The sequence below is a fragment of the Pseudodesulfovibrio mercurii genome (assembly GCF_000189295.2).
GTDB classification, from domain to species: domain Bacteria; phylum Desulfobacterota; class Desulfovibrionia; order Desulfovibrionales; family Desulfovibrionaceae; genus Pseudodesulfovibrio; species Pseudodesulfovibrio mercurii.
This window is the reverse complement of the sequence record NC_016803.1, coordinates 2,738,194-2,751,030: the sequence shown is the minus strand read 5'-3', so window position 1 is coordinate 2,751,030 and position 12,837 is coordinate 2,738,194. Positions and strand designations below refer to the sequence as shown.

Here is a 12,837-nt window from a genome sequence, read left to right as displayed (position 1 = left end):
GAGTACACCATGGAAATTCGCACCCAACCGAAAACGCTGGTCTTGACGATGGTTCTGAGCCTCGGCGCGCTGCTCCTGTTCGGACAGATCGCCGTTGCCTCCGAAGTCAGCGGCCACGTCATCAAGAACCTCATGCAGCGCCTGGACCAGGGATTCGACGCCCTGGACGAAAAGATCAGCGCCATCGTCCAGGAACGCCACGCGGCCGAGGAGGATCTCAAGCGGCTGGCCGAGGAATACAAGAACGAGAACGACCCGCTGAGGGCCAAGGCCATCGGCGCGGACATCATCGCCCAGAGCGCCCACGTGAACAACGTGTCCATCCGCGAGGTGGACGCCTACATCGGCAGCCTCCAGACCTTTGTTCCCATCTTCGACCAGCTGGCCCGGGAGATCCGGCAGCACCAGGGGAACAATCAGGACAGCCGGGCCCTGGATGCGTACCGCAACCGGTTCCTGGACCGCATCCACTCCTCGGCGATGGTCCTGAGCCGCCTGGAAAAGTACGAAAACGTGAAGGGCATCGACCAGGCGCAGCTGGGGGCCATCAAGAAGACCATCGCCCTGATCTACCGCGCCAATCGGACCTACTCCAAGAGCGCGGGCCACATGAACGCCGACGAGATCGAGTCCACCCGCAAGAACTATGAGCTTATCTGCGCCCAGATGTTCAGCATCAAGCGGCTGCTCGGGCTCGAGAAGGTCTACCTGAAGATGGTCACCATCGAGGAACTGCTCAACGTCCTGGGCCTCAAGAATTCCGTGCTCGCCAAGAAGAGCGCCGGAATCCGCAAGGCGCCCCTGGCCTTCTACGACGGCGTCGAGGAACGCCGGAACACCCTGGAACTCGTCACCCAGGACAGGACCGCCCAGGATGACGGCGACGCCGACGCGGGCGCATACGACGCCACGTTCGACAAGATTCTGAAGAATGAACACCGGTACTAGAAGGAGGACGCCATGAAAAAGACTTGCATCACCATCATCCTGGCCCTGTTCGCCGCCCTGATCGCAACCTCGGCCCTGGCAGACGAAGGCTGGTGGAAGGACAAGTGGCGGCGGGAATACCACCAGGCCACCGTCACGGTCATCGTGGACGGCCTGCGCGACACCCCGGCGGCAACCCGGAACCGTCACACGCTGGAGATGATCCGCCTGGAAATGCAGCTCTCCGCAGTGGGCGAGGTGGGCGACACGTTCTACGGCGACGCCTCCACCAGCGGCGACCCGGACCTGTTCGCATCCGAAATCCTCATGGGATTTCTGAAGACCAAGGGGGTCGAGATATCGCCCGAGGCCTTCTTCGTGGGCAGAACCTTCCACATGGACGACTAGGAGGACGACATGAACAACGCAAACGATATCCGAAAGGAAGCAGCACCCGCCGGGGTGTACCGGGAGCGCGTCCCGGAACCGAGGAAAGCGCGGATCGCGGCCCAGGCGAGGACGAGCTGGAAGACCGACCTCGTCTCCCACTGGAGATACTACTCCGCGGCCATGCTCGTCGGGGCCCTGCTCACCGCGGGCTACATCCTGGCCGGTCCCCGGATCATGGAGGCCGCCAGACACGTGGACATCCTGGAGACCATGTTCCGCAGGGTCGGCGTGGTCGGGATCCTGCTCTACCCCCTGGCCCTCCTGCTGGCATACCTCGTCATCCGGGACATCCGGCACCTGCGGGGGGCCTGCGACACCCCGGCGTGGCCCGCCCTGTACACGGTGATCCTGTGCACGGCCCCCAACGCGGGGCTGCTCGGGACCTTCATCGCCATGCAGGACACCTTCACCTCCATCGACTTCAGCGCCGGGCTGGTCAAGGCATTCTCCGGCATGGCGCTGCAGATCGGCGTGGCGCTGGGCTCCACGATCTTCGGCATCATACTCTTCATCGTCGCCACCATCGCCAAGCTGCTGCTCAACTCCGCCTGCAACCCCAAGGAGCGCCAGTCATGACCGCCAGCGCGAGAACGGCAACGGCCAGGATACGGCAGAGCCTGCCCGACGACATCCCGGCCATGCCCGTATCCCTTTCGGAGATAGGATTCGTCCTTTCGCTGATCTTCATGTGCAGCTTCATCATGATCCTGGCCAACGGGGCCATGATGCAGGAAAAAACGCTGCCCCAGGTGGATCTGACCCAGATGCGGCGGCAGGGAGAAAGCGAGGCCGCGCAGCCTCCGGAAACCAGGATATCCATCACCATGACGGACGGCGCCGCCGACTGTTTCCTCGGCGAACGCAAGGTGCCCATGGACCGGCTTCCGGACGCGCTGCGCGAGGAAAAGGTCCGGGAGGTCGCCATCCGCGCCGACAACCTGGTCACCAACGGAACCATCATGAAGGTCATCCGGGCCTGCCGCCAGGGCGAGGTCCAGTCCTTCACCTTCGTTTACGAAGAAACGCAATAACCCCGAGGGACAAGGAGAGGCGCTATGAAAAACCTCAGGAAATGGCTGAAGGGGTTCGGCTTCATGCTCACCGGGGCGGTGGTCTTCGGCATCGTCGCCCTGCCGTTCGCTCCGCCTCATCCGGCCGGGGGGCCCCTTCCCGAAGACGCCCCGGTCAAAAGGGAGGAGCCGCGCACCGAGCCGTCCGAGACCCGGATAAAGGTCCGTTTCGTCACGGTCAAGGCGGACAAGCCCCGGACCGCGACCAAGTCCGAAGCCAAGGCCCCGGCCAAGGCGACGGCCCCCGCCGTGGCCACCGCCCGGACGCCGAAGACGCCGCCCCCGCCGAAGACGACGCGGCGCACGGAGCGCGAGCGGCACGAGGACGCGGCCAAGTCCGGAGCGCACACCTACGCCTTCCGGCAACAGCTGGCCGAAAAGGGCAAACGGGCGCTGGGCAGCCACGGCGAGCGCATCGGCACCTTCCCGAACATCGCCATCGACACCTCCATGCACCTCGCCTCCGGCGAATACATCGCCGCCATGCGGAGGATCGGCGGGCGCTTCGGCGTGGTCAACCTGAACACGGACAGCCTGGTGGCCCTGCTCGACATCCGGGCCGGACGTCTCGAGCCCCTGCGGAGTCTCTCGGGCATGAGCCCGAAGTCCCGCTTCCTGGAGGGCGAGGCATGGGTCGAGCCCTACCTCGAACAGGCCCGGCGGGAGCACGGTCCCGGCCGCTACAGGGTCGCCCTGCTGCTGCCCATGAACGTGGACCACTACATCGCCGGCGCCGTGGAGGACGCCCTCGGCCGGGACGGCATCGCCACCCGCGACGTGGACTCGATCTCCGGCTGGTACCGGCGGTCCGGCGCCTCCCTGGCCATGGAGCTCCGCGACCTCCGGTTCCGGAACGGGTCCCGCAGGCGGGTGAACATCACCATTCAACTCGGATAGGGAGGGCAACCGACATGCGCCTCATCCACTTCGTCATCATCCTGGCCCTGGGCATCCACCTGTTCGGCTTCCTCCGGACCAACGCCGACCGCTACCCGAACACCCTGCGCTTCGCCCGCGAATTCGCGCAGCGGGTGGACGCGGCATACAAGGAAGGGCTGGAGCGCGGACTGGAGGCGCTGGAGCGGCATCTGACCCCGCAGCGGACCGAAAAGGCCGTTGCGGCCGGCCCGGCCCCGGCGGTCGCCGACGAAGGCGGCCAAGCCGCGCCGCCGAAGGGCGAGTCGCGGGACATGGCCTCCCGGCCCTCCGTGGAGACGGCCCCCGACGGCGCAACCGGCAGCGGATTTGTCGGCGGGACCGGGGATGCCGAAACCGGCGGGGACGCCGAAGCCGTGGAGAGCCTGGCCGAAAAGCTGACGAACATCGTCGAGGCGCTCCAGGAGGAGCGGCCGGGAACCGCCCGCTGACAACCGGAACCGACGGGATGCGAGACGGCGTCGAAAACAACAGGAGCTTCCAATGACAGACAACACGCACCACAGGACAGGCTGGACGGCCTTCGCGCTGCTCGTCGCGCTGCTGATCGTCTTCCCGACGTCGGCCCGGGCGGACTGGTTGCTGGAGATCCGGGACTGCACGGCCTTCATCCGGAACATGACCGTGGGCAAGGAGGCCCGCAAGCCGCGCGCCATCAGGCCCGTCGCCGCGAAACCCGAACGGGACGCAGCGGCCCGGTATCGCCCGATCATCCGCGCGGCCGCCCGGAAATATCGCGTCCATCCCCGATTCATCGAGGCCGTGATCAAGGTGGAGTCCGACTTCAACCCGCGGGCCAAGTCCCCGGCCCCGGCCAACGCCATGGGGCTGATGCAGCTCACGCCCGCGACGGCCGAATACCTGGGCGTCGAGAACCCGTGGGATGCGAGCCAGAACATCTTCGGCGGAACCCGCTACCTTAAGGAACTGCTCGTGGAATTCAAGGACCCGGCCCTCGCCCTGGCGGGCTACAACTGGGGACCCACCCACGTCCGCAGGGGCGAACGCGACTACCCGCTTGAGACCCGGCGGCATATCCGGCGGGTGTTCCGGGAGTTCCACCGCCTGCTGCGGCAGGAGGACAGGCCATGAAGGCCCTGACCATCCTGGCCGTTTCCCTCTCCCTCCTCCTCGGCCTCGTGGTCGTTCACGAGGGACGGGAAGAGGACGCGGGCGTGCTCCGCTCGGCCCGTCTCCTGGACGCGCAGGCCCGGACCTCGGACGAGGTGGCCGAAGGCATCGAACGCCTCGACCTCCTGCGCAGGGAACTGGACGGCCGCATGACGGACCTGAAGCAAGGCCGGAAGGCCGTTTCGGACGTCGGCGAACTCCGCTGCCAACTCGTCGGCGAGGTCCGACACCTCATCGCGGCCCTGGACCCGCCCCGGCCGGAAGGGTCCCCGGGCGCGAAATGGCTGCCCTTCTGGATGGATGCGGCCAAACGGGAGCGGACGGCGAAGTATGCGGCCGCGGCCCGGCGGCGGCTGCGGATCAACGCCGAATTGCGGGAGCACCTCTCGGGCCTGCTCGACCGGCTGGCCGCGCGCGAAGGACGGGAGGACCGCGTTGCGGCCCGCCGGGGACGACAACCTTGAACCGCCGGGACTCCGACCCCGGCGTACCTGGAGATCATGCCATGCTGTTCATTACCCTCTGCTCCCGGCAAAAGGCCCTCGACTCGCCCGTGGAACCGGAGCGGGAGGCCGAACCCACGGCAACCCCGCCGGGGACCGCCCGGCTCCCTCTGACCGAAAACGGCGACGGCTTCCCCGGCCACGGCTTCGGGGGGCGCGAACGCCTCGCCATCCGATGCGGAGCGGCGGATGCGCCCGCCGACGCCGCGCCCATCCCCTCCTGCCCGTCTCCATCACACACCCGGTTTGCCGCGCCCTTCCGCCCGAGCCGGAACAACCCCGCACAAGGCGCCATGCACAAAGGAATCATCCGTCTCTTCCGCCACAGGCACCAACCGGAATATCTGCATCTCCGCTCCGAAACGGACGGCGTCGCCCGGATCACCTCCTGGGCCGACGGGCTGATGTTCGAACGCTGGGGGCGCCTGCACGGCTGGTCCCGGCGGCCGAATTCCGACGCCCCCGCGCCCCGGCGACAGGCGACGGCCCCGTTCTGGGGCTGGTGGCGCGACGAGCGGGACCCGGACCTGCCGCTGCTCGGCCTGCACGGGCTGCCGGTCCCACAGGCGCAATGGCTGGAGGACTTCCTGCGCCCCATTCCGGCCCACGTCAGGGAGGCGGCCGGGCAATTCACATGGCGGCAGTTCACCATCCTCCGGATGATGCGCCGGACCGACTACGCGGTGCAGCTGGCGACAAGCAATCCCACCCTGCTCTGGCTCGTCGCCGCCCGGCTGGTCCGCAATCGCCGCTTGACCGGGGACATACCCGATCTGCTGAAGATGAAGCAGACCGCGCTCATCCGCCTGCTCTTCGGCGACGGGACCGGGGTCACGCCCGCCCTGCTCAGGAAAACCCGCAGCCACAGCTACGACAGCGCCACGTTCCGGGACGCGGAACGGCTCCTGTGCAATGCCGAGGCGGTGGGGCAGCTGCGCCACTATCCGGTCATCGACCTGGACCGGCTCGGCGAGTTGGACGGGCGCTACGACATCCTGGCCGCAAAATTCCTCAAGCGGCGCTTCCTGGCTCCGGAACCCTCTCCCCGGCCCCTCAGCCTGGTCCGAGGGGAATACATGGACACGGTCGGCCTGGGCAAAAGCCTGGGCATCCAGGACGCCGGACAGGTCGTCCGGGCCTGCCCGACCGTGCAGGCCCTGCAACACCTGCACGCCCGCTGGGCGAACGCGGTCCGGCGGATGGCCTGGTTCCGGGAGAACCGGGGCCGGTGGGGAACCGTCTTTCCCCGGCCGCCCTACATGAGCGACGGCGTCATCATCCCCATACGGACGCCGGAGGAGCTCCTGGAGGAGGGCCGGTGGCAGGATCACTGCGTCTGGAACTACGCGGACCTGGTGGAGGCGGGACTGTGCACCATCTATCGCGTCCTCTACCCGCAACGGGCCACCCTGGAGCTGCGGGGAGGCAGGGGCAACGCCCACGTCGGCCAGCTCTTCCTGCGCCACAACGGCGAACCCAGCCCCCGCTGCTGGGCGTATGTCCTCAACTGGCTGGACGAACAGAACCGGCGGGCGAGAGCGGCGAAACCACCCGCCCGTCCCCCGGCGGGCTGAGCGCAAGGCGCGCCGGGGCCGGGACGAAAGGGAATCCGTTCGACGGTCCCTTTTCCCGACGCCCCGCCTTTTCAGTAGAGTCTATATCGTGTATCTTGATTTTTCGGATAACCGACCAGATTTTCGGCACGTAACATCCCGTATCACGAGGGGGAAAAATGGATAGACCGACCACCCCGGATCTGCACATCGCCTACGCTGAATGCGTCAACCACGCCTCCGCGCAAAACATGGTGCCCATCCTGCGCAGCATCACGATCCGCAACACCTCGGACGAGCCCCTTGACGACCTGACCCTGGAACTCGATCCCCATCCCCGATTCTGCCGAGACAAGACCTGGGTCATCGACAGGATCGGCGCCTATGACGAGGTCTCCCTTGCCGATCTGCGGCTGGAGAGCGACTTCGCCTTTTTCGACGGCCTCGACGAGGCGGAACAGGGGCAGCTCGACTTCCGGCTGAGGCGGGGGGACGCGGTCCTGGCGGAACGGACGCTGCCCCTGCGGCTGCTCGCCCGCGACGAATGGGGCGGCGTCGGGGAAATGGCGGGCATCCTCGCGGCCTTCGTCTCGCCCAACGATCCGGCCGTGGCGGGGATCTGCAAGCGGGCGAGCATGCTGCTGGAGGCAAGCGGCCGGAAGGGGGCGTTGGACGGCTATCAGAGCAGGGACCCCAAACGCGCCTACATGCTCGCGGCGGCGATCTGGTCGGCCGTCACGGGGATGACCCTGAGCTATGCGGAGCCTCCGGCCTCGTTCGAGCGAACCGGGCAGAAGATTCGCGGCCCGAAACGGATTCTGGACCAAGGGCTCGTCACCTGCCTGGACGGATCGCTGCTTTTCGCCGGCGCATTGGAGGCGGCGGGGCTCAACCCGGTCGTCATCTTCACCAAGGGACACGCCTTCGCCGGGGTATGGCTCACGGACAAGACCCTGCCTTCCATCGAGGAGCCCGACGTGGTCGAACTCCGGAAGGCCATTGCCGCGCGGGAATTCATCGCCTTCGAGACGACCCTCGTCACGACGCGCCCAGTCGCGGACTTCGCCCAGGCGGTCCGGAACGCCCAGGCCCAGCTCGGCGAGGGAAACGAGACCGACTTCGAACGGGCCGTTGACATCCGGCGGGCCCGCTTCGCGGGCATCACGCCCCTGGCCTCGCACCAGACGGAACGGGCGCAAGCCGGAACCATCGAGGAAACGGCTCCGGCGGCGCTGCCCCCCGAGCCGGACTTCGGGCTGCTGCCGGGCGAAATCGTGGACGAGGCCCCGCGGACGCCTCAGGGCAGGATCGACCGCTGGCAGCGGAAACTGCTCGACCTGACCCTGCGCAACCGGCTGCTCAATTTCAGGGACACCAGGCAGACCGTGCCGGTGCTCTGTCCGAATCTGCCCGAACTCGAGGACATGCTGGCGGAAGGAAAGGCCCTGCGGATCATTTCCCTGAAGGATGAAAATCCCATCGGCGCGCGGGACCCGGAGCTCTACCGCCGACAGCACGGGAAGGACATACACGAGGAGTTCGCCCAAAACGCCCTGGAGCGCAGACAGCTCTGCATCCCGCTCACCGGGAACGACATGCGCAACCGCCTGGTCACCCTGTACCGCAAGGCCAACAGCGAAATGATCGAGGGCGGCGCCAACACCCTCTATCTCGCGGTCGGCTTCCTCAGGTGGAAAAAGACGGAAACCGATCCGACGAGCTGCCGGGCCCCGATCCTGCTGCTCCCGGTCACGCTCAAACGCAGCTCGGCCCGATCCCATTTCTCGCTGACGCACCACGAGGACGACGTGCGCATCAACGCCACGCTCCTGCAATTCCTGCAACGGGACTTCGGGCTCAAGGTCCAGTCGCTCGAGGGGGAACTCCCCGTCGATGACGCGGGCATAGACGTTCCGGCGATCTTCGACCGCATGCGCCGGGCCGTGCGGGACGTCCCCGGCTTCGAAGTCGTGGAGGATGCGGCCCTCTCCACCTTCTCCTTCGCCAAGTACCTGATGTGGAAGGACCTGGTGGACCGGACCGACGACCTGAAAAACAACCGCCTGGTCAAGCACCTCATCGATTCGCCCGAAACGCCCTTCGAGCAGGCGTGCGGCGGGGCCTGCCTCCCCATCCCGGACGAGATCGACAAGAACGTCTCCCCCCGGGAACTCCTGACGCCCCTGCCCGCGGACAGTTCGCAGCTGGCCGCGGTCGTGGCCGCCATGAAGGGATACGACTTCATCGTCATCGGCCCTCCGGGAACCGGGAAGAGCCAGACCATCGCGAACGTGATCGCCCAATGCCTTTCCATCGGGAAACGCGTCCTCTTCGTCGCGGAGAAAGCCGCGGCCCTCGACGTCGTCTACCGCAGGCTGAAGGCCTACGGACTGGGCAGCGTCTGCCTCGAACTCCACTCCAACAAGGCGAACCGCAAACGGGTATTGGCGCAGCTGGGGGCCGCCTGGGAACGGAGCGAAGCCCATTCCGCGAACGCCTGGCATAGCGAGACGGAGCGGCTCCGGGAAACGCGCGACCGCCTCAACGAATACGTCGAGCAGCTGCACGCCCCGGGCAGCCACGGCTTCAGCATCTTCCAGGCCATCGGGATGGCGGTGGGCCGTCGCCGAGAATTCACGGTTACATTCGACAACCCCGGAGCGCACGATCCGGCCATGTTCGCCAGGCTGGAGGACACGGCCGTCCGGGCCGCCAGGGTCTACCCCATCGTCCGCGACTGCCGGGGATTCGACAGCGTCGGGGCTAGGGAATGGTCGTACCGATGGGAGAACGACCTGATGGAGCGCGCCGAGGGCGTCCTTTCCGCGATCCCCCCGCTCAAGGAGGCGGCGGACGCCCTGGCCGACTGCATCGGCCTGCCCGATGCCGGGGAAAACGATCCCGAACGCATCGACAGCCTGCGCCGCTTCCACGAAGTCTGCCGAATCTCCTCCGAGCAGGACTACGGCAACGTCGTTGACGCGGAACTGGGCCGCCTGGAAGAGGCCGCCGCGTCCCTGGACACGGCCATCGCCGCCATCCGCCAGGCGCGCTCCGGCTTGTCGGCCGATTACGAAAACTCCGCATTGCGGCGCCTCCCCATAGAGGACATCGACCGGCAATGGCGGGAGGCCAACGCCCGGATGTGGCCATTCTCCGCCTGGGCGCGCCGCCGGGTCACCCGTCTGCTCCAGGGCTACGCAACGGACGGCAGGGTCGACGTGGCCGGTGAGATAGAGCCCCTGAGGCGGCTCCGCGACAATCTCGAAACCGTCGATCGGAGCGAGTTGGCCAACCTCCCGGTCTTCCGGCACGAGGACACCGACGGAACCCAGGTCGCCGCCTATCTGAGAGAGACGGAAAAACTGCAGCGGGCGCTCGACGATGTGCGGCGGCACGCCTCGGATGCAAATCGTTTCGCGGACACGCTGGAGGCCCTGCTCCGGAGAGACAAACCCGAGGCGGCGCTCCTGGCCGAGAAGTTCCACTCCGCGCTGGCGAGATTCCAGGACGCCCGCGACGCCTACTCGGCCCACGCCGGGGGCGAACCGCACGCGACCTCCCTGGAGGCCCTGGCCGGGGACCTCCGCCTCCTCGTCGACCACAGGGCGCAACTGGCGGACTGGACCCGATGGGCGGCCGTCAGGGAAGAGGCCAGGACGCTGGGGCTCGGCGCCTTCCTGGACGCCCTCCGGGACGGAGAGATAGAGGATGCCCGCGCCGATTTCCGCGCGGCCTACTTCACATGGTGGCTGCCCCTGGCCCTGGACGCCAGCTCCGAACTCCGGGGTTTCCGCCACTGGTCCCACGAGGACCTGATCAAGGAATTCAGGCGGCGCGACAGAACGGTGCGGGCGCTGGCCGCCGACCAGGTCCTGAGGAATGTCTCCCATGACCTGCCCACCAGGAACGCCGTGCCCCGCCGGTCCGAGCTGGGATTGCTGCGCCACCAGCTCGGCCTGCAACGGCCGAGCCTCTCCATCCGCAAACTCATCGAAGGCATGCCGACCACGTTCACCAAGCTGACGCCGTGCATGTTGATGTCGCCGCTGTCCGTGGCGCAATATCTCCCTGCCGATCAAACGCAGTTCGACGTGGTCATCTTCGACGAGGCCTCGCAGATCACGACCTGGGATGCGGTCGGGGCCATCGCCAGGGCGCGGCAATCCATCATCGTGGGCGACCCGAAACAGCTGCCCCCCACCAACTTTTTCGGCCGCACCGACGACGAGGATGCGGAGGACCTGGCCGAATACGAAAAGGACCTGCCGAGCATTCTCGAGGAGGCCGATGCGGCGGGCCTGCCGCCGATCCGGTTGAACTGGCACTATCGCAGCCGCGACGAGTCGCTGATCGCCTTTTCCAACCACCATTATTACCACGGCGAACTCATCACCTTTCCATCGCCCGCGACCGAATCGAAGGCCCTGGTCCTCCACAGGAACGAAGGGACCTATGCGCGGGGAACGGGCCGCACCAACCTTGAGGAGGCGCGGGAGATCGTGCGCTTCGCCCAATCGCGCCTGGAAAGCTGGCTCCAACGGCCCGAGGGGGACCGTCCCACGCTCGGGGTCATCACCTTCAACATCCAGCAACAGGAACTGATCCTCAATCTCTTCGACGAGGCCAGGCGGTCCAACCCGGACCTGGAATGGTATTTCAGCGACGAGCGGGAAGAGCCGGTCATCGTCAAGAACCTGGAGAACATCCAGGGAGACGAGCGCGACATCATGTGCTTCTCCGTCACCTTCGGCCGCGACGGAGCCGGGAAGATGTCGATGAGCTTCGGCGCATTGAACCGCGACGGCGGCGAAAAACGCCTGAATGTCGCCGTGACCCGGGCCCGCCGCGAGATGCACGTTTTCTCTTCCATCGACGCCGACGACATGGATACTTCCAGGACCAACGCCCTCGGCGTGGCCCATCTCAAGAACTTCCTGGAGTACGCCGAGAACGGCCCGATCGCCCTGCCCGCCATGAACGCCGATTCGACGGAGGATGCCGAGAGCCCGTTCGAAGAGGCGGTGATGGCGGCCCTGGAGGCCAGGGGGTGGCAAGTGCGGCCCCGGATCGGGGTCTCCAGGTATCGGATCGATCTCGGAGTGGTCCACCCCGACCATGCCGGGGCCTATCTCGCGGGCGTCGAGTGCGACGGCGCGACCTACCATCATTCCGCAACAGCCCGGGACCGCGACGAAATCCGCGAGGCCGTGCTGCGCAATCTCGGATGGAACATCCTCCGCATCTGGTCCGCGGATTGGTTCATGAATCCGTCCGAAGCGCTGCAACGGGTGCATGAGGAACTGGAGGGACTGCTCAAGGCGTCCCGGCGGCGGGAGGAGGAGGAAGCGGCCCGGGCCGAGAGCCGTTCGGAGGCGCGGCGGGAATGGCCAGACCTTCCCCGTGGGCTCGCCGCCGGCATGGCCGGCCCGACGGTCGCCCCGCCCGCCCCGCAACGGCGGCTCCATGCCGGAATCGGGCGGACGGAGGACCTGTCCCCGAATCCGGTGGGCCCGGAAACGGTCGCCCCTGCGGAACCGGAGCAAACGCCTTCAGCGGACGCCCCGGAGGAAGAGGCCGCCGTCAACCGGCCGGTCCAGCCGGACGCGAACCGGTTTTTCGACCCCGACTACACCCCGATCCTGGCCCGGATGATCGACGTTCTCGTCGCAGCCGAAGGGCCCATCGAGGCCAACCGATTGGCCCGGACCATCTGCAAGGCCCATGGATGGAAACGGACCGGGGCCAGGATCAGGGAGCGGATCGATGCCTGCCTGGACGGAAAAGAACGCCGCCCGGAGGCCGGGACGACCTTCATCTGGGCTCCGGGGAGCTGCCGGGAAACCGTGCCGTTCCGCTCCATAGAGGGCCGAAGCGCCACCGAGATCTCCCGGCACGAGATATTCGGGCTCATCGCCGCCCATCCGGGACTCGCCGCCAGTGACGACAGGGTCCGAGACGTGGCGAACATATTGGGGATCAAACGATTGTCGCGAACCGTGAAAAATCACCTCAACGGCTGCCTGTCCGCATACTTCGGGCCTCGGGACTGAGCCCGAAGGGAGGGGGGAGGACCCGCTTCCTGCGGCTGTGAGGGCGTTGCACCCCCGGCATGACGTGCCGGGGGAAGGCGATCCGTCCGTATGGCGAGGGGAATGCCGGAGACAACCGCCCGGCAACGGGACGCCGCGGCGGCGCGGCCTGTGGGCCGCTTGCGGGACGGACGGCGGTCGAACGACCGGCCCCGGCCCCGCCGAGCGGCAGGGA

Annotated in this window: 10 protein-coding genes; all 10 read left to right on the top strand. The window is 67.1% G+C overall.

Annotation, left to right across the window (positions count from 1 at the left end; translation table 11 throughout):
• The first annotated feature begins 9 nt into the window (after positions 1-9).
• Positions 10-948 (top strand): hypothetical protein, encoded by a 939-nt coding sequence (locus DND132_RS12445; RefSeq protein ID WP_014323103.1) that lies wholly within the window; start codon positions 10-12, stop codon positions 946-948.
• 12 nt (positions 949-960) lie between these two features.
• Entirely contained in the window at positions 961-1,335 is a 375-nt protein-coding gene (locus DND132_RS12440) for a hypothetical protein (RefSeq protein ID WP_014323102.1), read from the top strand.
• A gap of 9 nt (positions 1,336-1,344) precedes the next feature.
• Complete coding sequence (locus DND132_RS12435; protein WP_014323101.1) at positions 1,345-1,953, top strand: MotA/TolQ/ExbB proton channel family protein; 609 nt, start codon at positions 1,345-1,347, stop codon at positions 1,951-1,953.
• A complete protein-coding gene (locus tag DND132_RS12430; RefSeq protein WP_014323100.1) occupies positions 1,950-2,408 on the top strand; it encodes an ExbD/TolR family protein in 459 nt (152 codons plus the stop codon). Before DND132_RS12435 ends, DND132_RS12430 begins: the two co-directional genes overlap by 4 nt.
• A gap of 24 nt (positions 2,409-2,432) precedes the next feature.
• On the top strand, positions 2,433-3,344 hold the full coding sequence (locus DND132_RS12425) for a hypothetical protein (RefSeq protein WP_014323099.1): 912 nt from the start codon (positions 2,433-2,435) through the stop codon (positions 3,342-3,344).
• 14 nt (positions 3,345-3,358) lie between these two features.
• On the top strand, positions 3,359-3,814 hold the full coding sequence (locus DND132_RS12420; protein WP_014323098.1) for a hypothetical protein: 456 nt from the start codon (positions 3,359-3,361) through the stop codon (positions 3,812-3,814).
• Between the two features lie 52 nt (positions 3,815-3,866).
• Positions 3,867-4,475, top strand: a complete 609-nt coding sequence (locus tag DND132_RS17755; protein WP_014323097.1) for a lytic transglycosylase domain-containing protein — start codon at positions 3,867-3,869, stop codon at positions 4,473-4,475.
• Positions 4,472-4,978, top strand: a complete 507-nt coding sequence (locus DND132_RS18550; protein WP_014323096.1) for a hypothetical protein — start codon at positions 4,472-4,474, stop codon at positions 4,976-4,978. Before DND132_RS17755 ends, DND132_RS18550 begins: the two co-directional genes overlap by 4 nt.
• Positions 4,979-5,019: 41 nt before the next feature.
• Positions 5,020-6,591 carry a PcfJ domain-containing protein gene (locus DND132_RS12405; RefSeq protein WP_014323095.1) on the top strand — a complete coding sequence of 524 codons (1,572 nt, stop codon included), beginning with the start codon at positions 5,020-5,022 and terminating at the stop codon, positions 6,589-6,591.
• A gap of 158 nt (positions 6,592-6,749) precedes the next feature.
• Positions 6,750-12,623, top strand: coding sequence for a DUF3320 domain-containing protein (locus tag DND132_RS12400; RefSeq protein WP_014323094.1), 5,874 nt, complete (start codon positions 6,750-6,752; stop codon positions 12,621-12,623).
• Positions 12,624-12,837: the final 214 nt, after the last annotated feature.